The sequence below is a fragment of the Pseudomonas sp. IT-P258 genome, from assembly GCF_949767825.1.
GTDB classification, from domain to species: domain Bacteria; phylum Pseudomonadota; class Gammaproteobacteria; order Pseudomonadales; family Pseudomonadaceae; genus Aquipseudomonas; species Aquipseudomonas monachiensis.
Window position 1 is genome coordinate 628,618 of the sequence record NZ_CATKPU010000021.1, and the last position, 21,042, is coordinate 649,659.

Annotated in this window: 20 protein-coding genes; 14 read left to right on the forward strand and 6 right to left on the reverse strand. The window is 58.8% G+C overall.

The features are described from left to right. Positions 1–286 precede the first annotated feature (286 nt). The 9 genes from ACM6G4_RS10200 (at position 287) to ACM6G4_RS10240 (ending at position 10,559) form a co-directional block, all read left to right on the forward strand. A complete protein-coding gene (locus ACM6G4_RS10200; RefSeq protein WP_056726747.1) occupies positions 287–1,594 on the forward strand; it encodes a CitMHS family transporter in 1,308 nt (435 codons plus the stop codon). Positions 1,595–1,679: 85 nt separating this feature from the next. Next, entirely contained in the window at positions 1,680–2,447 is a 768-nt protein-coding gene (locus ACM6G4_RS10205; protein ID WP_056726746.1) for a TerC family protein, read from the forward strand. Positions 2,448–2,735: 288 nt separating this feature from the next. Next, the gene (locus ACM6G4_RS10210; RefSeq protein WP_056726745.1) at positions 2,736–4,394 is read left to right on the forward strand and encodes a Na/Pi cotransporter family protein; all 1,659 of its coding nucleotides are present in this window, start codon (positions 2,736–2,738) and stop codon (positions 4,392–4,394) included. 56 nt (positions 4,395–4,450) lie between these two features. Continuing rightward, complete coding sequence (locus ACM6G4_RS10215; protein ID WP_414913602.1) at positions 4,451–5,827, forward strand: M16 family metallopeptidase; 1,377 nt, start codon at positions 4,451–4,453, stop codon at positions 5,825–5,827. Between the two features lie 140 nt (positions 5,828–5,967). Continuing rightward, positions 5,968–6,996: a DUF5924 family protein gene (locus tag ACM6G4_RS10220; RefSeq protein WP_056726743.1), complete on the forward strand. Its 1,029-nt coding sequence runs from the start codon at positions 5,968–5,970 to the stop codon at positions 6,994–6,996. A 54-nt stretch (positions 6,997–7,050) separates the two neighbouring features. Then, a complete protein-coding gene (locus tag ACM6G4_RS10225) occupies positions 7,051–8,199 on the forward strand; it encodes an ABC transporter permease (protein ID WP_056726742.1) in 1,149 nt (382 codons plus the stop codon). Further along, positions 8,196–8,999 (forward strand): ABC transporter ATP-binding protein, encoded by an 804-nt coding sequence (locus ACM6G4_RS10230; protein ID WP_223542692.1) that lies wholly within the window; start codon positions 8,196–8,198, stop codon positions 8,997–8,999. Before ACM6G4_RS10225 ends, ACM6G4_RS10230 begins: the two co-directional genes overlap by 4 nt. Position 9,000: 1 nt before the next feature. Continuing rightward, positions 9,001–9,939 (forward strand): MlaD family protein, encoded by a 939-nt coding sequence (locus ACM6G4_RS10235; RefSeq protein ID WP_056726740.1) that lies wholly within the window; start codon positions 9,001–9,003, stop codon positions 9,937–9,939. Then, the gene (locus tag ACM6G4_RS10240) at positions 9,936–10,559 is read left to right on the forward strand and encodes an ABC-type transport auxiliary lipoprotein family protein (protein WP_056726739.1); all 624 of its coding nucleotides are present in this window, start codon (positions 9,936–9,938) and stop codon (positions 10,557–10,559) included. The genes ACM6G4_RS10235 and ACM6G4_RS10240 overlap by 4 nt, the downstream gene beginning before the upstream one ends. 67 nt (positions 10,560–10,626) lie before the next feature. Here the strand turns inward: ACM6G4_RS10240 and ACM6G4_RS10245 are convergent, their stop codons facing one another. Together ACM6G4_RS10245 and ACM6G4_RS10250 are read right to left on the reverse strand one after the other, a co-directional pair. Next, positions 10,627–11,277, reverse strand: a complete 651-nt coding sequence (locus ACM6G4_RS10245; RefSeq protein WP_414913603.1) for an HAD family hydrolase — start codon at positions 11,275–11,277, stop codon at positions 10,627–10,629. A 26-nt stretch (positions 11,278–11,303) separates the two neighbouring features. Further along, complete coding sequence (locus ACM6G4_RS10250; RefSeq protein ID WP_414913604.1) at positions 11,304–11,849, reverse strand: gamma carbonic anhydrase family protein; 546 nt, start codon at positions 11,847–11,849, stop codon at positions 11,304–11,306. A gap of 88 nt (positions 11,850–11,937) precedes the next feature. Between ACM6G4_RS10250 and prlC the strand changes: the two genes are divergently transcribed. Then, positions 11,938–13,989 (forward strand): oligopeptidase A, encoded by a 2,052-nt coding sequence (prlC, locus tag ACM6G4_RS10255; RefSeq protein WP_414913605.1) that lies wholly within the window; start codon positions 11,938–11,940, stop codon positions 13,987–13,989. Beyond that, complete coding sequence (locus ACM6G4_RS10260) at positions 13,986–14,273, forward strand: YheV family putative zinc ribbon protein (RefSeq protein WP_056726735.1); 288 nt, start codon at positions 13,986–13,988, stop codon at positions 14,271–14,273. Before prlC ends, ACM6G4_RS10260 begins: the two co-directional genes overlap by 4 nt. A gap of 41 nt (positions 14,274–14,314) precedes the next feature. Here the strand turns inward: ACM6G4_RS10260 and ACM6G4_RS10265 are convergent, their stop codons facing one another. From ACM6G4_RS10265 to ACM6G4_RS10275, 3 genes are all read right to left on the reverse strand, one after another. Continuing rightward, positions 14,315–14,959 carry a tyrosine-protein phosphatase gene (locus ACM6G4_RS10265; RefSeq protein WP_414913606.1) on the reverse strand — a complete coding sequence of 215 codons (645 nt, stop codon included), beginning with the start codon at positions 14,957–14,959 and terminating at the stop codon, positions 14,315–14,317. 126 nt (positions 14,960–15,085) lie between these two features. Further along, the gene (locus ACM6G4_RS10270; RefSeq protein WP_414913607.1) at positions 15,086–15,670 is read right to left on the reverse strand and encodes a hypothetical protein; all 585 of its coding nucleotides are present in this window, start codon (positions 15,668–15,670) and stop codon (positions 15,086–15,088) included. Between the two features lie 102 nt (positions 15,671–15,772). Next, complete coding sequence (locus tag ACM6G4_RS10275; protein ID WP_414913608.1) at positions 15,773–16,072, reverse strand: hypothetical protein; 300 nt, start codon at positions 16,070–16,072, stop codon at positions 15,773–15,775. A gap of 243 nt (positions 16,073–16,315) precedes the next feature. Here ACM6G4_RS10275 and ACM6G4_RS10280 point away from each other — a divergent pair, with 243 nt between their 5' ends. The 3 genes from ACM6G4_RS10280 (at position 16,316) to ACM6G4_RS10290 (ending at position 19,965) form a co-directional block, all read left to right on the forward strand. Next, the gene (locus ACM6G4_RS10280; protein WP_414913609.1) at positions 16,316–17,374 is read left to right on the forward strand and encodes a PA0069 family radical SAM protein; all 1,059 of its coding nucleotides are present in this window, start codon (positions 16,316–16,318) and stop codon (positions 17,372–17,374) included. A 243-nt stretch (positions 17,375–17,617) separates the two neighbouring features. Beyond that, positions 17,618–18,349, forward strand: coding sequence for a carbonic anhydrase (locus tag ACM6G4_RS10285; RefSeq protein WP_008045785.1), 732 nt, complete (start codon positions 17,618–17,620; stop codon positions 18,347–18,349). An 89-nt stretch (positions 18,350–18,438) separates the two neighbouring features. Continuing rightward, positions 18,439–19,965, forward strand: a complete 1,527-nt coding sequence (locus tag ACM6G4_RS10290; protein WP_414913610.1) for a SulP family inorganic anion transporter — start codon at positions 18,439–18,441, stop codon at positions 19,963–19,965. A 119-nt stretch (positions 19,966–20,084) separates the two neighbouring features. Here ACM6G4_RS10290 and ACM6G4_RS10295 read toward each other — a convergent pair whose 3' ends face one another. Then, positions 20,085–20,735, reverse strand: coding sequence for a hypothetical protein (locus ACM6G4_RS10295; protein ID WP_056726729.1), 651 nt, complete (start codon positions 20,733–20,735; stop codon positions 20,085–20,087). Positions 20,736–21,042 lie beyond the last annotated feature (307 nt).

A 21,042-nucleotide genomic window follows, 5' to 3' on the forward strand; every position in this document is an offset into this window, starting at 1 on the left:
ACCCAATCCGACGATCGGTTGCACATCCGGTCCTTGCTTTCATTGGCGAAAGCTGGCTGAAAGCTTCCCCGATTAGGATCGCCCCCACTACCGGCAACAGACCGGTTGGCCAATGCCAGCGTTTTATCGCTCGCACAGCCCATTTAACAACAACAATGGTGATTCTGATGTCCTCTTCTATCCGCCGCTTCGCTGCAACTCCGCCCGTACGTCTCGTGCTTCCCGTTCTGCGCTGATCCCGCCCGATCCGCCCATTCCCTAGCCGCGCTACGCCTGGAGTATTCCCATGCTGACTTTCCTTGGCTTCGCCATGGTCATCACGTTCATGTTCCTGATCATGACCAAGCGCCTGTCCGCGCTGATCGCCCTGATCATCATTCCAATCATCTTTGCCCTGTTCGGCGGTTTTTCGCCGAAGATCGGCCCGATGATGCTCGAGGGCATTACCAAGCTTGCGCCGACCGGCGTGATGCTGATGTTCGCTATCCTGTACTTCGCCCTGATGATCGACTCCGGCCTGTTCGACCCGGCTGTGCGCAAGATTCTCAAACTGGTCAAGGGCGACCCGCTGAAAGTTTCGGTCGGCACCGCCGTTCTGGCGCTCGTTGTCTCCCTCGATGGTGACGGCGCGACCACTTACATGATCTGCGTGGCCGCCATGCTGCCGCTCTACAGCCGTATCGGCATGAGCCCGCGGATCATGGCCGGCCTGATCATCCTCGCCGGTGGCGTGATGAACATGACCCCATGGGGCGGTCCGACCGCTCGCGCTGCCAGTGCGTTGCATGTGGACCCGTCCGACATCTTCGTACCGATGATTCCTGCGATGCTGGCTGGTGTAGTGGCGATCCTGGTCATTGCCTACTTCTACGGCAAGCGTGAGCGTGCACGCCTGGGTGAACTGCACCTGGTTGGCGATGAAATCGATCACAGCGAAATCAGCGTTTCGCAGTTCCCGGATGCCCGTCGTCCGAAGCTGATCTGGTTCAACGGCGCCCTGACCCTGGCCCTGATGGGCACCCTGATCGGTGGCCTGCTGCCGTTGCCGGTGCTGTTCATGGTGGCGTTCAGTATCGCCATGATCGTCAACTATCCTTGCCTGCAACAGCAGAAGGATCGTGTCGCGGCCCACGCCGGTAGCGTGCTGGCGGTGGTCGGGTTGATCTTTGCGGCCGGTATCTTCACCGGTATCCTGACCGGCACCGGGATGGTCGACGCCATGTCGAAAAGCCTGTTGGCGGTGATTCCGGACTTCCTCGGCCCGTACCTGGCGGTGATCACGGCACTGGTAAGCATGCCGTTCACTTTCTTCATGTCGAACGATGCATTTTATTACGGCGTGTTACCGGTTCTTGCCGAAGCCGCCAGCCATTACGGTATAACCGCCGTGGAAATGGCACGTGCCTCGATCGTCGGTCAGCCCGTCCATCTATTGAGCCCGCTGGTTCCATCGACCTACCTGTTGGTGGCCCTGGCAGGCATCGATTTCGGTGACCACCAGCGCTTCACCCTGAAGTGGGCAGTGCTGGTTTGTATCTGCATACTGATTGCTGCACTGCTGTTGGGGACTTTCCCGGTGTTCAGCACTCTATAAGCCCAAGACTCACCACTTCGGGTCCAGGCTTCGCTGTTTGAAGCCCGGGCCCGTTGTGGTTTAACAATCGCTCAAAGGAATACACATGGAATGGCTGACCAACCCTGAAATCTGGGTTGCCTTCTTCACCCTGACCGCCCTGGAAATCGTCCTGGGTATCGATAACATCATCATGATTTCGATCCTGGTCAGCCGCATGCCCAAGCACATGCAGGCACGCACCCGGATTTTCGGTCTGGCGCTGGCCATGATCACGCGAATCCTGCTTCTGCTGTCGATCACCTGGGTCATGCGCCTCACGGCGGACCTGTTCGTCGTATTCGGCCAGGGTATTTCCGGACGCGACCTGATCCTGTTCTTCGGTGGTCTGTTCCTGCTGTGGAAAAGCTCGCAAGAGATGTACCACGCGCTGGAAGGTGAAGATGAAAGCAACGACGAACCTTCGGGCAAGGGCGGAAACTTCCTCTACACCATCATCCAGATCGCGATCATCGACATCGTGTTCTCCCTGGACTCGGTGATCACCGCCGTTGGCATGGTCTCCCACGTACCGGTCATGGTCGCGGCAATCATCGTGGCGGTACTGGTGATGATGTGGGCATCCGGCACCATCAGTGAGTTTATCGACAAGCATCCATCGCTGAAGATGCTGGCGCTGTCGTTCCTGTTGATCGTCGGTACGGTGCTGATTGCCGAATCCCTGGACGTGCACGTGCCAAAAGGCTACGTCTACTTCGCCATGGCGTTCTCGCTGGCGGTGGAAGCGATCAACATCAGGATGCGCACTGCCATCGCGAAAAAGAAGAAACAGCAGGATCCGGTAAAGCTGCGCAAAGATATTCCGGGCCAGTAACCCGGTAGTACGCAACACCCTGTGGGAGCGAGCCTGCTCGCGATGGCGGTCTGTCAGTCAACATCAATGTTGGAGCTGATGGCCTCATCGCGAGCAGGCTCGCTCCCATTTTGTTTTTTGGCGGGTTGCATGAACGGGATTTCATGACAGTTTTGTTTCAATCCCTTCTTTGGCTATGCGATGCTGGCGCGCAGACCGTTAGCCAACTACAGCTTAAGTACAGAACGTAGAACGTTGCGCGGTACCGTCAACTTGCTCCTTTGGGGCGCTACACCACAGGGGGTCATTATGCTCACCCTGCTCAATTTGCTTTCTGCCGTGGCCCTGCTGATCTGGGGCACGCACATCGTCCGAACCGGCATCCTGCGGGTCTACGGCACCAACTTGCGGCATGTCATCAGCCATAACATGTCCAACCGCTGGCTGGCTTTCCTCTCCGGAATCGCTGTGACGGCGATGGTTCAGAGCAGCAACGCCACCGCCATGCTGGTCACTTCCTTTGTCGGCCAGGGCCTGATGGCGCTTACGCCGGCGTTGGTCACCATGCTCGGTGCCGATGTCGGTACGGCCTTGATGGCGCGGGTGCTGACGTTCGATCTGTCGTGGTTGTCGCCCCTGCTGATTTTTACCGGGGTGATTTTCTTTCTTTCGCGCAAGCAGACCCGACTCGGGCAGATGGGCCGTGTCGCCATTGGCTTGGGGTTGATCATTCTGGCGTTGCAACTGATTGTCGAAGCCGCGCACCCGATTACCCATGCCAAAGGGGTGAAGGTGATTTTCGCCTCGCTCACCGGCGACCTCCTGCTCGACGCCCTGGTCGGCGCGCTGTTCGCGATGGTTTCCTATTCCAGCCTGGCCGCTGTGTTGCTTACCGCGACTCTGGCGGGCGCCAACGTGATCAGCTTACCGGTGGCCATCGGGCTAGTGATCGGTGCCAATATCGGCAGTGGTGTACTCGCTTTCCTCAGCACCAGCATGCAGAACGCCGCCGGGCGCCAAGTGGCGCTGGGCAGCCTGCTGTACAAACTGATTGGTCTTTTATTGATCATTCCGGTGCTCGATCCGCTGGTGCACTGGCTCGATGGCCTGGATTTCAGCCCTCAGGAAATGGTCATCGGCTTTCACCTGCTCTACAACATCGCGCGTTGCCTGATCCTGCTGCCAAGCGTTGGGCCGATGGCCAGGTTTTGTGCCTGGGTGCTGCCGGAGCGCCCGCTGGCCAACGGTACGGCCAAGCCCCGGCATCTTGACCCGACGGCGTTGGTCACCCCTGGCTTGGCGCTGGCCAATGCGGCCCGGGAAACCCTGCGCATGGGCGACCTGATCGACAACATGCTTGAAGCCATGCTGGATGTTTTGCACGGCAAGCAAACCGCCGTCACCCAGGAAATGCGCCGCCTGACCGACGATGTCGAAGCGCTCTACAGCGCGATCAAGTTGTACCTGGCGCAAATGCCCCGGGAAGATCTCAGCGATCAGGATAGCCGGCGCTGGGCGGAAATCATCGAACTGGCGATCAACCTGAAACTGGCCAGCGACTTGATCGAACGCATGCTGCGCAAGGTCCAGCAGCAGAAAACCTCGCAGCGCCGGTCGTTTTCCGAAGTCGGGCTGGACGAATTGACCGGGCTGCAAACTCAGTTGATCTCCAACCTGCGGCTCGGGATGTCGGTGTTTCTCAGTGGCGACCCGGAAAGTGCCCGCCAGTTGGTGCGTGAAAAACGTCGTTTCCGCGCACAGGAACGGCGCCTGGCCCACGCTCATGTCAGCCGCTTGCAACGTAAAATCGTGCAAAGTATCGAAACCAGTTCGTTGCACCTGGAACTGATCGCCGACATGAAACGTCTGAATTCGCTGTTTTGCAGCAGTGCCTACGTGGTGCTGGAAACATCGGAGACAGGTGCGCTGGTGGTCGACGATTTGAGCGACATCACTCATTCACCCTGAACGTCCGCAGTTGCCTGAAGTCTGTTGAACTTACGCCAGCCGTACGGAAGCTCGTTATGCGTTGTCTGTTGTTCGCTTGCCTGTTACTTGGCTCATTCCCGTCATTCGCTCTGGATCGCTTCCAGGTCGAGGGCTACACCCTGCGCAACGGTTTGCAGTTGCTGCTCAAACCCGGCACTGATCGCGGGCATGTGGCGATCCGGCTGGTGGTCGGCGTTGGCCTGGACGATTTCAAGTGTGAAGAAAAGGAGCTGCCGCATCTGCTGGAACACCTGTTGTTCAGCGGAATCGACGCCAGCGGCGAAGGCGGCCTGGAAGAAAGCATGCAGGCCCTGGGCGGTGAGTGGAACGCGTTCACCAGCAATGCCGATACGACCTTCGTCATCGAAGCCCCGGCGAAAAACCAGCGCAAGGTGCTTGACCTGTTGCTGGCGCTGCTGACCCAGACCCGCTTCGACGACAACGCCATCAACGCGGCCAAGCAAGTGGTCGAGCGTGAAGACGGCGGCCACTACTCGCACCTGCAACGCTGGCTCGATCGACAGGACCTCGGTCACACGGCCAGCAAACAACTGGCCGTGGAGCTGGGCCTCAAGTGCCCGGAGCGTGCGCAAGTCAATGACCTGACCCGTGAACAGCTGGAGCAGGTGCGCAAGGACTGGTATGCGCCGAACAACATGACCCTGATCGTGGTCGGCGACCTCGACAAGTTGCTGCCGGCCTATCTGGAGCGGGCGTATGGCGCGCTGGAAGCGATCACCCCTGGCGAGCATCCGCCGCTGCCGCAAATCCAGGCCAGCGCCGCCCATGAACGCACCTTGACCCACGGTCTTGTCGGCAACGGCGCCAAGTTACACTGGCTGGTGCCGGAGCCGGTACTGGAGGATGGGCACGATGAAACCTTCGATTTGCTCAAGGACTATCTGGATTGGGCGCTCTATCGCCAGTTGCGCCTGGCTCACGGTTTGTCCTACGGCCCGTGGGCGGAGCGCGAGGTGTTCGGCGGCGTGGGGTTCATGAGCCTCAATGCCGACCTTGAACGCGACGACGTGGCCGATGCCGAACAAGTACTTGAGGACCTGAAGGCCGGACTGCTCAAGGATGGCCTCAATGCCGATACCTTCAACCGCCTCAAGCAGGCCGCAATTGCCCGCCAGTCCTGGGCCGTGCAAGGCAACAGCGCGTTGGCCGACTACTACTGGAGCGCCATCGGCAACTACGAGGACGGTCGCTTCACCAACCCGACCCGGGAGCTGCAAGGGGTGACCCTGGAAGAAGCGAACAAGGCCGTGCGTGAGTTGCTCCTGCAACCGGGGTATTTGCGGATCGAGAAACCGTTGTTCAGTTATGACCAGTTGATGTGGCTGGCGGTCGGTGGGACGGGCTTGATCGTGTTGATGCTGGTGGGCTGGCGTTTGCATCGCAGGAAATAACCATTCCAGGTGACAACGGACTGAGAGGCCTTGCCGGTTCCCCCTGGTGCATGGTGTAACTGACCGTGAACCCTCGCCACAGAGCCGCACCAGCGGTACCCTGTCGAGGTTTTTTCCTACGACGACTGTGAAACCGCCGAATGCAAAACCTGACCTTTTTCGTACAGCGCATCCTCGAATTGATGAAGCGGTACCCTGGGGTCATTGCGCTCTGTGGTTTCATCTCGGGGGTGGGCAGTTTCATTCTGGTCGATCGCCAGCAAGGCCTGGCGAGCTGGATCACCACCATCATGCTGATCAGCTGGATCTGGCTGATGCTGGAAAACAGCCTGACCAAGCTGTTCAAGCGCATCTTCAAGCGAGAAATCCCGGAACCCTTGCTGCGTTACGCAACGCAGATGATCCATCAGGAAAGCCTGTTCTTTGTCCTGCCGTTCTTCTTCATCACTACGACGTGGAACAGTGGCCAGTTGTTTTTCACCGGGCTGCTCGGCGTCGCGGCGCTGATTTCGATCATCGACCCGCTCTACTACAAATGGCTGGCCCCACGGCGCTGGGCGTTTCTGGCCCTGCACACCCTGACCCTGTTCGCCGCGCTGCTCACCGCCTTGCCGGTGATCATGCACCTGACCACCGCGCAAAGTTTCAAATGGGCACTGGGTATCTCGGTGCTGCTGTCGTTCCCGAGCCTGGCATCGATCTTCCCGATTCGTACCCTGCGCAATGCGCTGGCGATCTTGAGTATCACCTTGGGCATCGGCGCCGTTGGTTGGGAGCTGCGTTCGTGGGTGCCGCCAGCGACGCTGTGGATGACCGATGTGGCCATCAGCACGCAGATGCAAGACCGCACGCCGGGCGCCAGCCTCGACGAAGTCAGCGCCGAGCAGATTCGCAATGGCGGGCTCTACGCATACACCGCGATCAATGCCCCGCGTGGCCTGGACGAGCGGATTTATCACGTCTGGCAGTTCAACGGTAAAGAGGTCGATCGCATCCCCCTGGATATTCGTGGCGGGCGCAAGGAGGGTTACCGGGCCTGGACCCACAAGCAGAACTTCCCGGGCAACCCGGCCGGCAAATGGCAGGTTCGGGTGCTGACCGAAGATGGCCAGGTCATCGGCGTGCTGCGTTTCAAAGTCACGGACAGCACAGCGATCAAAGAAAAGTAATCCGGTTCGTGCTATTACGTAAATCTGCGTAATCACTGAACAAGCACGGAGCTTATGATCAGCAGCACGATGGCCGGCAACGCCCGATTGGACACGTCGATTACCCCAGCGCGGTTGCGGGTGACGGGCGACTGGACGCTTGCCCATTACGCTGACCTCAAGCTGTTGAGCGAAAAACTCCATGGCCAGTACGACGTCAACACCCCCATCGACCTCAATGGTCTAGGCGCCCTCGACACCGCTGGCGCCTCGCTGTTGGTCGAGCTGCTCGGCTCCGAGCGCCTCGGCCGTTCCGCCGAACACCCTGATTGCACACTCTCTGCCGCCGATCGTGCATTGCTGCAAACCGTCTACTGCTCGTTGACCGATTTCTGCGTACCGATCAAGGAACCGGAAGTCAGCGTTTCCATTCAGTTGCTGACCCGTATTGGCCGCGCGGTGGACACCGTCTGGCAGGACACCCTGCAACTGCTGGGTTTCGTCGGCCTGATCATCGAAACCATCGCCCGTGGCCTGTTCCGTCCCAAGCGCTGGCGCGTCACGCCGATGATCGCCCACATCGAACAGACCGGTCTCGACGCCGCGCCCATCGTTGCTTTGCTGACTTTTCTGGTGGGCGCCGTGGTGGCGTTTCTCGGCTCGACGGTGCTGGCCACTTTCGGCGCCACCGTCTTCACCGTGGACCTGGTGGGGTTTGCTTTCCTGCGCGAATTCGGTGTGTTGCTGACTGCAATCCTGATGGCCGGGCGCACCGCCAGTGCGTTCACGGCGCAAATCGGGTCGATGAAGGCCAACGAGGAAATCGATGCCATCCGCACCCTGGGCCTCGACCCCGTGGAGTTGCTGGTGGTGCCGCGGGTCCTGGCGTTGCTGATCGCCCTGCCGATGCTGACCTTCCTGGCGATGCTGTCGGGGATTATCGGCGGTGCCGTGGTCTGCGCGGTGGCGCTGGATATTTCGCCGGCGATGTTCCTGTCGCTGCTGCAAACGGACATCGGCGTTCAGCACTTTCTGGTGGGGATCGTCAAAGCGCCGGTGTTCGCCTTCCTCATCGCCGCCATCGGTTGCCTGGAAGGCTTCAAGGTCAGTGGCAGCGCTGAGTCTGTGGGCGCGCACACTACGTCGAGTGTGGTGCAGTCGATTTTCGTAGTGATCGTGATGGATGCGATTGCCGCGATGTTTTTCATGGAGATGGGTTGGTGAGTCGTATCCCCCGAGCGCCCTCCGAGGCGGTGATTGAAGTCCGTGGACTGTGCAACCGCTTTGGCCGCCAGAGCGTGCACGAAAACCTCGACCTGGACTTGTACAAGGGCGAGATCCTCGCCGTGGTCGGTGGCTCCGGCAGCGGCAAATCGGTGCTGCTGCGCAGCATTGTCGGGTTGCGCCAGCCCAGCGAAGGCGTGGTGAAAGTCTTCGGGAAAAACCTGCCGACCTTGTCCGAACACGAGCGTTCGCTGGTGGAGCGGCGATTCGGCGTGCTGTTCCAGAAAGGCGCGTTGTTCTCTTCGCTGACCGTGACCGAGAACGTCGCCCTGCCGCTGATCGAACACGCCGGCTTGAGCCGCAACGACGCCGAGCACCTGGCGGCGGTGAAAATGGCCCTGGCCGGGTTGCCGCTGTCGGCGGCGGAGAAATACCCGTCGTCGCTGTCCGGCGGCATGATCAAGCGCGCCGCCCTGGCCCGGGCATTGGCGCTGGACCCGGACATCCTGTTTCTCGACGAACCCACCGCCGGTCTCGACCCGATCGGCGCTGCCGCGTTCGACCAATTGATCCTGACCCTGCGCGATGCCCTGGGCCTGAGTGTCTTTCTGGTGACCCACGACCTCGACACGCTCTACACCATCACCGACCGGGTGGCGGTGCTGGCGCAGAAAAAAGTGCTGGTGGCGGATGCCATCGACAAGGTCTCGGAAACCGACGATGCGTGGATTCACGAATACTTCCATGGCCCTCGCGGCCGCGCGGCATTGACGGCCGCCCAACAGCTCAATGAGGTCTGACATGGAAACCCGAGCCCATCATGTATTGATCGGCCTGTTCACCGTTATTGTGGTGACGGCCGCGCTGCTGTTCGGCCTGTGGCTGGCCAAGTCCAGTGTCGACACCGAGTTCAAGGACTACGAAGTCGTGTTCAACGAGGCGGTCAGCGGTTTGTCCAAGGGCAGCTCGGTGCAATACAGCGGGATCAAGGTCGGCGATGTGATCTCGCTGCGCCTGGACCCGAAAGACCCGCGCCGGGTGCTGGCGCGAATTCGCCTGGCCGGCGATACCCCGGTCAAGGAAGACACCAATGCCAAGTTGGCCCTGACCGGCGTCACCGGGACTTCGATCATCCAGCTCAGCGGCGGCACGCCACAGAGCCCGACACTCAAGGGCAAGAATGGCAACCTGCCGACCATCGTCGCCTCGCCCTCGCCCATCGCCCGCCTGCTCAATGACAGCGAAGACCTGATGGCCGGGGTGACCACGCTGATGCATAACGCCAACCTGATGTTCTCCACGGAAAACATCGAGCGCATCAGCAATACCCTGGAGCACCTGGAGCAAACCACCGGGGCCATTGCCGATCAGCGCGGCGATATTCGCCAGGCCATGCAGCAACTGGCGTCGGTGGGCAAGCAGGCCAACACCATGCTGGAGCAGACCACGGCGCTGATGCGCAATGCCAACGGGCTGCTCAACGAGCATGGCAAGGAGGCGCTGGGCAGCGCCGAGCAGGCGATGAAGTCGCTGCAGGAGAGCAGTGCCACCCTCAACAAACTGATCACCGCCAATCAGGATTCGCTCAACAGCGGCATGCAAGGCCTCAATGGCCTGGGCCCGGCCGTTCGCGAGATGCGCGAAACCCTGAGTTCGTTGCGCACCATTACCACACGCCTGGAAGCCAACCCCAGCGGTTACCTGCTGGGCAGTGACAAGACCAAGGAATTCACACCATGAAGCTGATTCGGATTGCCCTCGTCGCTGGCTTCACGCTGATCAGTTCGTGCTCGATCCTGCCCAAGCCCGAGCCCTTCGAGGTCTATCGATTGCCATCGGCCCAGAGTGCATCGGCCAGCCATGGCACGCCGCAGCGCTGGTCGCTGCGCCTGAGCAAATTCCAGTCCAGCGAAGCGTTGAACAGTCCGAACATTGCCGTGATTCCCCAAGGTGATGTGATCAGCCACTACAAGGGTTCACGCTGGAGCGACCCGGCTCCGGTGCTGGTGCGCAATCGTCTGCTGGAAGGTTTCCAGTATGACGGACGGGTGCCATTGTTGAGCACCGATGACAGCATTTTCCAGACCGATCTTGAATTGGGCGGCAGCCTGCAGGCGTTCCAGACTGAATACCAGGGCATGAATGCCAGCGCGGTCGTGCGTCTGGATGCATTGCTGGTGCGCAGTTATGACCAGCGCATCCTCGCTAGCCGCCGCTTTGAAGTGCGCCAGCCACTCAGCGATGTGCAGGTTCCGGCGGTGGTGGTCGGGTTCGGTCAGGCGAACGATCAGTTGACCACGCAGGTGGTGAACTGGGCGGTTGAGCAAGGGCAGAAATTGGCGCCACCGCCGAGACCTTGAGGAAGAACACAGTCCCCCTGTGGGATCGCCGCACCGCCGCTCCCACAGTTGATTTGTGTCGGCCTTATCAGCGCTGCAAAAACGCCTGATGCAACTCAGCCAGCGTTTCAAAGTGATACGCCGGCGCTTCGGCGCTCAACTCTTCATGGCTGCCGAACCCGTAGCCCACCGCCGCCGCGTCCAGGCCATTGCTGCGCGCGCCGATCAGGTCGTGCTTGCGGTCGCCGATCATCAGGGTGTTGGCCGGGTCCAGGCTTTCTTCGGCCATCAGGTGAGCGATCAACTCGACCTTGTTGGTCCGGGTGCCGTCCAGTTCGCTGCCGTAAATCACCTTGAAGTGTTTGGCAAAGTCGAAATGCCGGGCGATTTCCCGGGCGAACACCCAGGGTTTCGAGGTAGCGATGTACAACTGACGCCCTTGTCCGCCCAGGGTTTCCAGCAGCGGCATGACGCCATCGAACACGCGGTTTTCGTAGAGACCGGTGACCTTGAAGCGTTCGCGGTAGAAATTCACCGCCTCCCACGCCTTCGGCTCGTCGAAGTCGTAGAACTGCATGAACGCCTGCAACAGCGGCGGGCCGATGAAGTGTTCGAGTTTCGCCAGGTCCGGCTCATCGATACCCAGTTTGCACAGGGCGAACTGGATCGAACGGGTGATGCCTTCGCGCGGGTCCGTCAGGGTGCCATCGAGGTCGAACAAAACGGTTTGGTAATGCATGTCGAATCCTGAATAAGGGGGCCGGGTCAAAGCTGGTCGTAGCCTTCGGCCAGATGCAGCTCCTTGAGCTTCACGTAGTTCGCCGCGCTGTAGGTGAAAAAGGCGCGCTCCTTGTCAGTCAGCGGGCGGATCTGCTTCACCGGACTGCCCACATACAGGAAGCCGCTTTGCAGATGCTTGCCCGGCGGCACCAGGCTGCCGGCACCGATGATCACATCATCGTCGACCACTGCGCCGTCCATGACGATGCTGCCCATGCCGATCAACACCCGGCTGCCTACCGAACAACCATGCAGCATGACCTTGTGGGCGATGGTCACGTCATCGCCGATCAGCAACGGAAAGCCGTCCGGGTTGAACGGCCCGGCGTGGGTGATGTGCAACACGCAGCCATCCTGCACGCTGGTGCGCGCGCCGATGCGGATGCGGTGCATGTCGCCACGGATCACAGTCAGCGGCCAGACCGAACTGTCTTCGCCAATTTCAACGTCGCCGATCACCACCGCCGAGCCGTCGACAAAAGCGCCTTTACCCAGCAGCGGCGTGTGGTTCTGATACTTGCGAAGGTTCACGATAGGGTTTCTCTCTGTTGCTGATAGCTGCGGTGAACGTCGATTGTAATTAAGATGGCTGCATGTTTCTCCAGCCAAGGTATCAACCGTGAGCGTGAACAACCCTCTTTTGCAGTCCTATGACCTGCCGCCGTTCTCCGCCATCCGCGCCGAACACGTACAACCGGCCATTGAACAGATCCTGGCTGACAACCGTGTCGCCATCGTCGAGATCCTCAAGACCCAGGTCAAACAGCCAACATGGGCTGGCCTGGTGCTGGCGATGGACGAACTCAACGACCGCCTGGGCGCCGCCTGGAGCCCGGTCAGCCACCTCAATGCCGTGTGCAACAGCGCCGAACTGCGTGAAGCCTACGAGTCGTGCCTGCCGGCCTTGAGCGCCTACTCCACCGAAATGGGTCAGAACCGCGAACTGTTCCAGGCTTTCGAAGCCCTGGCCAACAGTCCGGAGGCCGCCGGTTTCGACGTGGCGCAGAAAACTATCCTGGAACACTCCCTGCGTGACTTCCGTCTGTCGGGTATCGACCTGCCGGAAGCCGAACAGAAGCGTTACGCCGAAGTGCAGAGCAAGCTGTCCGAACTGGGCAGCCGTTTCTCCAACCAATTGCTCGATGCCACTCAAGCCTGGACCAAGCACATCACCGATGAAGCAGCCCTCGCCGGCCTGACCGACTCGGCCAAGGCGCAAATGGCCGCCGCGGCTCAGGCCAAGGACCTGGACGGCTGGCTGATCACCCTGGAATTCCCGAGCTATTACGCGGTGATGACCTACGCCCAGGACCGCGCACTGCGTGAAGAAGTCTATGCGGCCTACTGCACCCGTGCGTCGGACCAGGGCCCGAATGCCGGCCAGAACGATAACGGCCCGGTCATGGAAGAAATCCTCGACCTGCGTCAGGAACTGGCCAAGCTGCTGGGTTTCAGCAGTTTCTCTGAGCTGAGCCTGGCGACCAAAATGGCCGAGTCCAGCGATCAGGTGCTGAGCTTCCTGCGTGACCTGGCCAAGCGCAGCAAGCCGTTCGCCACCCAGGATCTTGAGCAGCTCAAGGCTTATGCCGCTGAACAGGGCTGCCCGGATCTGCAAAGCTGGGACAGCGGTTTCTACGGCGAAAAACTCCGTGAACAACGCTACAGCGTGGCCCAGGAAGCCCTGCGCGCCTACTTCCCGATCGACAAGGTGCTCAGTGGCCTGTTCGCCATTGTCCAGCGCCTGTACGGCATCGAGATTGCCGAACAGAAGGGTTTCGACACCTGGCACCCGGATGTCCGCCTGTTTGAAATCAAGGAAAACGGCCAGCACGTCGGCCGCTTCTTCTTCGACCTGTACGCCCGCGCCAACAAGCGTGGCGGTGCCTGGATGGATGGCGCCCGCGACCGTCGTCGCACCGCTGGCGGTGTATTGCAAAGCCCGGTGGCCAACCTGGTGTGCAACTTCACCCCGGCCGACAGCGGCAAGCCTGCGCTGCTGACCCACGACGAAGTCACCACCCTGTTCCACGAGTTCGGTCACGGCCTGCATCACCTCCTGACCCGCGTCGAGCATGCTGGTGTGTCCGGCATCAACGGCGTGGCCTGGGATGCGGTCGAGCTGCCGAGCCAGTTCATGGAAAACTGGTGCTGGGAGCCGGAAGGACTGGCGCTGATTTCCGGTCACTATGAATCCGGCGAACCGCTGCCCCAGGATCTGCTCGGGAAAATGCTCGCGGCGAAAAATTTCCAGTCCGGCCTGATGATGGTCCGCCAATTGGAGTTCTCGCTGTTCGACTTCGAACTGCACGCTACCCACGGCGACGGCCGCAGCGTGCTGCAAGTGCTTGAAGGCGTGCGCGATGAAGTCTCGGTGATGCGTCCACCGGCCTACAACCGTTTCCCTAACAGCTTCGCTCACATCTTCGCTGGCGGTTACGCAGCGGGTTACTACAGCTACAAATGGGCTGAAGTACTGTCGGCCGATGCGTTCTCGAAGTTCGAAGAAGAAGGCGTGCTCAACGCCGATACCGGTCGTGCGTTCCGCGAAGCAATCCTGGCCCGTGGCGGCTCCCAGGAGCCGATGGTGCTGTTCGTCGACTTCCGTGGTCGTGAGCCATCAATTGACGCACTCTTGCGCCACAGCGGCCTGAGTGAGGACGCGGCAGCATGAGTGAGGGACCTGTGATTACGAAAAAACGCTTTATCGCCGGGGCGGTCTGCCCGGCATGCAGCGAGCCGGACAAATTGATGATGTGGAATGAAGACCAGGTCCCGCACCGAGAGTGCGTGGCCTGCGGTTACTCCGACACACTTAATGAGCAAGGGCTTTCGGTGCCCAAGGAGTTGGGTACGCGGGTTAACACCAGCGCACCCAAACCTGCCGACACCAAGGTTCAGGCGGTTCAGTTCTTCCCGAATCCGAAATTGAAGAAAAAGCCTGACGAACAACACTGAGTGAAAAAAAGCCCCCGTTGCGCCATGCAGCGGGGGCTTTTTTATTCGATGTGAGCGGACTTGAACCAGCTCTTCATCGAGCACGCGGCGAACGGGCTGGTGCTGCAGTCGCCATTGGCCAGGGCAGTGCGCAGTTTTTCCACATCAGCCTGCATCATGTAGCGGATGCCGTCCTTGAAGTGGGTGCTGTCGCCAAAGCCGCCTTGGGTCATTTCGTTCAGTGCCTCTTCCTTGGTCCAGCCCTGCACCACCACCCTGTACATGGCCGCTATCAGTCCGGTCCGGTCGGAGCCATGCTTGCAGTGCATCAGCACTGGACCGTTGGCTTCGGCGGTTTGAATGGTACGCAGTGCCTTGAGTATGTCTGCGTCATCTACGTGGTTGGTTCGATAAGGCAAATGAACTTGGGTGATTTTTGCCGTGGACAACCAGCTCGCGTCTGACTCGGGCAGAAAACTGACCACCGTGCCGACCCTGAGTCTTTCCAGTAACGGCAATGCCCCACTGTCCGGCAACGCACTGCGGTACAGCGTAGGCGACATCTGGAAAAGGTTGTACTGGACCTCGACTGGTTGCGCCCAGTCTGTTGGGCGAGTCGAGATGCTGTCGGCGGCAAGAGCTGGTGTGAGGTTGAACAATGCGACCAGTAACAGGCACATCGCAGGGATAAAGCGCAGTAAGGACATGCCCGAGTGACCGTTCAGGGAGAGAAAGGATGTTGGAGTCCAGCTTCAACCCTGAGCGGTCAAAGGCCTGTGAGAGGACTGTCAATGAAACGTGAAAGGGTGTTGTCTGAGGTGACTGGCATGGACTTACAATTTGAGTTTGATGAATGATTTGACCAAGTCATCCATCCCCGGGACGTAAAAGATACCGGAATGGGGATTGATCCTTCGTACTTTAAAATTTGCTCCATTGTCCACGGATAATGCTGTCATGAAATAGTCGAACTCCGGTTGATCACTATCTTCCATATCCAGCACTTCAATTTGCACCCCGATTATCGGAGGAGGGACAGGTTCAATTGGTTTGTCTGGATCAAAGATATCAACAAGATCCTCTGGTTCAAGAGAGAGAAAAGCTCCGTCGCCAGGAGCAATTATCGGTTGACTGTAGAAGGCGAGAGCCAGCTTGGTAATGGCGTCGATATCTTTATCATCAATACTTCGGTCTGGAGTTACGTTAATGTCAGACCATGGATCGTAGTCTAGTCTGTACTCTTCGATGTTCTCAGGCTTTATGTGCAAGGTCATTGTCGTGACATTGCTGTAGAGGTTGAAAGATCGCTGGTCGGCACTATCGTCCGATTGTTTTCTTACTAACTTTATAATTACCTTATCAATTCCCGGTGTTTCTATCCGCTGTAGAAATACACCTGTATCGCCGGGTGTCCACATAATAATATCCCTATATATCCAATCTGCTACGCATGGACGTCATGCGCAGCAGGTCAAACCACATCGATATTCTCCTGTCGATTGCTTACTGCAAATCATCAATTATGGATTGACAATATTTGCATAAGCTTTGGCCAGTGCCAGCATTTTTACCTTGTCGGTTTCACCGATATTGCCATCACCCTCTACGTCTCTGACATTGTCAATACTGAAAGTCTGGCCACCGTCGCGAGACGAAGCAATGTAAATGGTGGAATCCAGCAGGCTCTCCGTCGGAGAGCCGTTACCATCCAGACTCGATTCTTTCAAAGCAAACTGCATGGAGACTAGCACTTCATTCGGGTCGACTATGGTAGGCCCAAGTTTTTGCAGAAAAATACCACGACGATTAAAAAACGACATTATTAAATCCCTTTAAGTTATTTCCATATGTCTGATTACAGCGACTAAACAATACAGACAAACATAATTTTTAGGCCACTCTTTATATGTAACTCTCAATTTCAAAGAGTTCTGGAGGCGTCCCATCCATGTTTAATGGTCAAGCTGTTAATTAGCCGTTTATACAAAAGGCGCCGAACGGCATTGGCTCGCCGATGAGTTCTGGTGTACTGTATAAGCATACAGTACGGTAGGGCGCTCACTATGAATATGCCATTGCCTCCTCGCGGACGCGGCACCGCGACCAACCCGCACAACCGCTTCGCCCCTAATCATTCGGTGGCCGAGGACGACGGTTGGTACCAGGAAGCACCCGTGACTCAAGGCACGGAAGTGCGCATCGAGACGGCGAAAACCATCATCACCCGCAACAATTCGCCGGACCTGCCCTTTGATCGCTCGATAAACCCTTATCGCGGCTGCGAGCATGGCTGCATCTATTGCTACGCACGCCCCAGTCACGCCTATTGGGACATGTCGCCGGGGCTGGATTTCGAGACAAAACTGATCGCCAAGACCAACGCCGTGGACGTACTGGAGGAGCAGCTGTCCAAACGTGGCTATCAATGCGCACCGATCAATCTGGGTTCCAACACCGATCCCTATCAGCCGATCGAGCGTGACTACAGGATCACCCGGCAAACCCTCGAAGTACTCCTGCGTTACCGACACCCTGTGACCATCGTCACCAAGGGCTCGCTGATTCTTCGCGACCTGGACCTGCTGACCGAACTTGCCAGTCAAAGGCTGGTGGCGGTAATGATCAGCCTGACCACCCTGGATGACGAACTCAAACGCATCCTCGAGCCCCGTGCCGCAGCGCCCACGGCCCGGTTGCGGGCGATCAGGGTCATGCGCGAGGCGGGCATTCCGGTGGGCGTGCTGTGTTCACCGATGATTCCGATGATCAACGACAGTGAGCTCGAAAGCCTGCTCACCGAGGCCCATGCGGCCGGGGCGCAAAGTGCTGCCTACATGATGTTGCGCCTGCCGCTGGAAGTGGCGCCGCTGTTCGAAGAATGGCTGGGTGCCCACTATCCGCAACGGGCGGCGCATGTGCTGAGCCTGATTCGCCAGAGCCGTGGCGGTGAACTCTACGACAGCCGCTTTGGTGCTCGAATGCGCGGTGAAGGCCCCTTCGCCGACCTGCTGGCACAGCGCTTTGCCAAAACCATCAAGCGCCTGGGGCTCAATCGCCGGGAAGGCTTTGACCTGGACTGCAATGCCTTTTGTCCGCCTGGTCGCCAAATGTCGTTGATTTGAGGACAATTGGCCTATGGTTGAGTACTGAAGATCGCGCTCACGCCTTAGGCTGGTCACGTTTTTTGTGACCTGGAACACGCATTCCAGAGCGTTTTATTCAGTTTCAATTAAGATTCGGCCGCTACCTTGTTCATCGAGTGACTGATGGGTCGAGATTTTTGACCTGGATGTTTTTTAACAGCCACTGGCTTCACACCGGACCACCCGGGAAGACTCCCTGAGCCCGCCAATGAGGATGAATTGATGAGTGACAAGGATAAACAGCCGTTGGCTGCGTCGGCTTCAGCCCAACCCGAGGCCGAAACCGCCGATGCAGCGTTGCAGCATATCGTTGACGGCTTTTTGCATTTTCATCATGAGATCTTTCCTCAGCAGGAAGAGCTCTTCAAGAAACTCGCCACGGCCCAGCGGCCACGAGCGATGTTCATCGCCTGCGCCGATTCGCGCATTGTTCCCGAGTTGATTACCCAGAGCTCCCCCGGCGACTTGTTCGTGACCCGTAACGTCGGCAACGTCGTGCCGCCTTATGGGCAAATGAACGGCGGTGTTTCCACGGCCATCGAGTACGCCGTACTGGCGCTGGGAGTGCATCACATCATAATTTGCGGGCATTCCGACTGCGGCGCCATGCGCGCGGTGCTCAACCCGGACAGTCTGGAAAAAATGCCCACGGTCAAAGCCTGGCTGCGTCATGCCGAAGTGGCCAAGACCATGGTGCAGGAGAACTGTAACTGCTCTAGCGAAAGCGAAAGCATGCACATCCTCACCGAAGAGAATGTGATCGCCCAATTGCAGCATCTGCGCACCCATCCGTCGGTGGCCTCGCGCATGGCCAATGGTCAGCTATTTATTCACGGCTGGGTCTACAACATCGAAACCAGCGAAATCAAAGCGTACGACGCCGATCAAGGCTGTTTCCTGCCGCTTAATGGCAGCCTGCCAATTCCCGTGGCGACGCCCAAAGCGCGCTTCTAAACCCTCCTAAATCGTTGTGTGGTTCAGCCGAGGCTGCCTTCAGGCAGCCTGGCTTTGCCATGCCTGAAGAAAACTTCGGGAGATTCACCATGCGTGCTGCTCGACTCAAAGCTGTTCTGCCACGGGAGCTGCTGGCTTCGGTGGTTGTGTTTCTGGTCGCCCTGCCCCTGTGCATGGGCATCGCGATTGCCTCGGGGCTACCGCCGGCCAAAGGACTGATCACCGGCATCATCGGTGGTCTGGTGGTCGGTTGGTTGGCCGGCTCGCCGCTACAAGTCAGCGGTCCGGCGGCGGGCCTGGCCGTTCTGGTATTCGAACTGGTTCGCCAGCATGGTATCGCCATGCTCGGGCCCATTCTGTTGTTGGCGGGTTTGCTGCAACTGGTGGCTGGCCGTTTGAAGCTGGGCTGCTGGTTTCGGGTGACGGCACCCGCGGTGGTGTACGGCATGCTGGCCGGGATTGGTGTGCTGATCATCCTGTCTCAGGTGCATGTAATGCTGGATGCCGTGCCCAAACCCTCCGGCCTGGATAACCTGGCGGCCTTCCCGGCGGCGATGGCCCAGGCGTTGCCCTCGTTTGGCTGGCAAGCCGGGTTGCTCGGTTTGTCGACGATCGCCGTCATGTGGCTGTGGGAGAAATTCCGTCCGCAATCCCTGCGCTTCGTTCCTGGCGCACTACTCGGCGTCGGTCTGGCCACGCTTGCCAGTCTGATGCTGGCGTTGCAGGTCAAGCGGGTCGAGGTACCGGCCAACCTGACGGAGGCCATCGACTGGCTGAAGCCAGCGGATCTGCTCAACCTGGCTGATCCGGCTTTACTGATCGCGGCGTTTGCGGTGGCCTTCATCGCCAGTGCCGAAACCCTGCTCTCAGCTGCCGCGGTTGATCGCATGCACAGTGGTCAGCGCTCGGACTTCGACCGGGAATTGTCGGCGCAAGGTATCGGCAACATGCTGTGTGGCCTGCTTGGGGCGTTGCCGATGACCGGCGTTATCGTGCGCAGTTCGGCGAATGTTCAGGCCGGCGCAACCACGCGGTTTTCGACCATTTTCCACGGCCTGTGGTTGTTGGCGTTCGTGCTGTTGCTGTCCAGCGTGCTGCAAAGCATTCCGGTGGCGAGCCTGGCGGGTGTGCTGGTTTACACCGGTTTCAAGCTGGTGGATCTCAAGGTCTTCCGTGGTTTGGGTCGGTACGGTCGGGCGCCGATGTTCACCTATGCGGCAACCGCGCTCGCCATTGTTTTCACGGACCTGCTGACCGGCGTGTTGATTGGCTTCGGCCTGACGCTGGTGAAGCTGGCGCTGAAAGCTTCGCGGTTGAAAATCAGCCTGATCGACCTGCCGCAGGAAGGGGAAATGGAATTGCGCCTGGTGGGCGCGGCGACCTTCCTCAAAGTGCCGGCGCTGACCCAGGTGCTGGGCAGTATTCCACCAGGCGTGACGGTGCATGTGCCGCTCAATAATCTGAGCTACATCGATCACTCGTGTCTGGAGTTGCTGGAGGAATGGGGTCGGGCGAATGCGGCCAAGGGTTCGAAGCTGATGATTGAATCGCGGGGATTGAAGCGCAGACTTGAGGGGCGGGTGCGGACGAATACTGGCGTCGGCGCGGCCGGGTAGATAACAGTGTGGGAGCGGGCTTGCTCGCGAAAGCGGTGGATCAGCCAACACATATGTTGGATGTGAAACCGCATTCGCGAGCAAGCCCGCTCCCACAGGGGATTGTGTTTACCGGTGGATCAAGCCGCCGGCTGATCCAGTTCCAGGCCTACGCCCAAACGGCGGGACATGCACGGCCAGCGTTTCCACGCGGCACCGGTGTCCGGGCTATTGAGTTTGTCACGGTAGGCTTCCACCGACTCCAGTGCGAAACTTTCGTCGTTGAGCATCTCGTCAATGGTGTGATGCACCACTTCGTCCAGTTGGTTGGCAAATTCCTCACCGATCAATTGGTGAGCAATCAGGTTGGCGACAGTCATGTCCAAAGGGATCAGTGGCTGGCCGAAATGCTTGATGTACAGGTCGTTGACCTCTTCGACAAACCGGTGCGCCAGGTAAGCTTCATCCAGCAGGCTGTCGAGCCCGACATGGCCGGCCATGATGGCTGGCGGCTGGAGGAAGTACTGCTCGGCGATACTCAGCACCGGTTTGATCTGTGACTCAATGCCCGCTTCCCTTGCGACTTCATTGGCTGCATCCAGCAGATCGGGCACTTCTTCGATGTAGGCGGCGACAAATCGCGTCAGTACGCCGTTGGTATCGGCCTCCGGCAATTGGATCGCCGGGTGCAGATGAGGCAGCTTACTTTCCAGCTGACGCGTCAGCAGGCCGGTCTGGGCTTCGTGTTGTTGGGCTTTTTGGATCTGCTCGCGCAATGCGGCGGTGTTCATGAAAACTCCAGGAAACAAGGCAATGAAATAGGGAAGACATAACTTAGCTGGCTTACGAAAAATGCTAAGACGCATTTGTCATAATTATTTCATCCTTGAGACGGCCCCGTTATATCGGTTTGCCACCACTCGTCTGCATCCTTCTCCATTCGTGCCCTGCAACGCAAGTTAATGCTGTTTCAGATCATTTACGCCTTCGCATTGCGAGGTGAGAGTCGCTGTCTATACTCGGGGTGGAATGGAGTTAGCTGATGACGCCCGACTGCATATGCAGCAAGGCCCGGTGCTCAAGTTCGTAGTCTGATGC

What these genes read in the sequence shown, in the direction of transcription:
- ACM6G4_RS10245 (WP_414913603.1), bottom strand. Translation starts at nt 11,277, where the DNA reads ATGCATTACCAAACCGTTTTGTTCGACCTCGATGGCACCCTGACGGAC.
- ACM6G4_RS10260 (WP_056726735.1), top strand. Translation starts at nt 13,986, where the DNA reads ATGAGTGAGGGACCTGTGATTACGAAAAAACGCTTTATCGCCGGGGCG.
- ACM6G4_RS10205 (WP_056726746.1), top strand. Translation starts at nt 1,680, where the DNA reads ATGGAATGGCTGACCAACCCTGAAATCTGGGTTGCCTTCTTCACCCTG.
- ACM6G4_RS10200 (WP_056726747.1), top strand. Translation starts at nt 287, where the DNA reads ATGCTGACTTTCCTTGGCTTCGCCATGGTCATCACGTTCATGTTCCTG.
- ACM6G4_RS10265 (WP_414913606.1), bottom strand. Translation starts at nt 14,959, where the DNA reads ATGTCCTTACTGCGCTTTATCCCTGCGATGTGCCTGTTACTGGTCGCA.
- ACM6G4_RS10285 (WP_008045785.1), top strand. Translation starts at nt 17,618, where the DNA reads ATGAGTGACAAGGATAAACAGCCGTTGGCTGCGTCGGCTTCAGCCCAA.
- ACM6G4_RS10295 (WP_056726729.1), bottom strand. Translation starts at nt 20,735, where the DNA reads ATGAACACCGCCGCATTGCGCGAGCAGATCCAAAAAGCCCAACAACAC.
- ACM6G4_RS10210 (WP_056726745.1), top strand. Translation starts at nt 2,736, where the DNA reads ATGCTCACCCTGCTCAATTTGCTTTCTGCCGTGGCCCTGCTGATCTGG.
- ACM6G4_RS10220 (WP_056726743.1), top strand. Translation starts at nt 5,968, where the DNA reads ATGCAAAACCTGACCTTTTTCGTACAGCGCATCCTCGAATTGATGAAG.
- ACM6G4_RS10240 (WP_056726739.1), top strand. Translation starts at nt 9,936, where the DNA reads ATGAAGCTGATTCGGATTGCCCTCGTCGCTGGCTTCACGCTGATCAGT.
- ACM6G4_RS10290 (WP_414913610.1), top strand. Translation starts at nt 18,439, where the DNA reads ATGCGTGCTGCTCGACTCAAAGCTGTTCTGCCACGGGAGCTGCTGGCT.
- ACM6G4_RS10275 (WP_414913608.1), bottom strand. Translation starts at nt 16,072, where the DNA reads ATGTCGTTTTTTAATCGTCGTGGTATTTTTCTGCAAAAACTTGGGCCT.
- ACM6G4_RS10280 (WP_414913609.1), top strand. Translation starts at nt 16,316, where the DNA reads ATGAATATGCCATTGCCTCCTCGCGGACGCGGCACCGCGACCAACCCG.
- ACM6G4_RS10270 (WP_414913607.1), bottom strand. Translation starts at nt 15,670, where the DNA reads ATGTGGACACCCGGCGATACAGGTGTATTTCTACAGCGGATAGAAACA.
- ACM6G4_RS10225 (WP_056726742.1), top strand. Translation starts at nt 7,051, where the DNA reads ATGATCAGCAGCACGATGGCCGGCAACGCCCGATTGGACACGTCGATT.
- ACM6G4_RS10235 (WP_056726740.1), top strand. Translation starts at nt 9,001, where the DNA reads ATGGAAACCCGAGCCCATCATGTATTGATCGGCCTGTTCACCGTTATT.
- ACM6G4_RS10215 (WP_414913602.1), top strand. Translation starts at nt 4,451, where the DNA reads ATGCGTTGTCTGTTGTTCGCTTGCCTGTTACTTGGCTCATTCCCGTCA.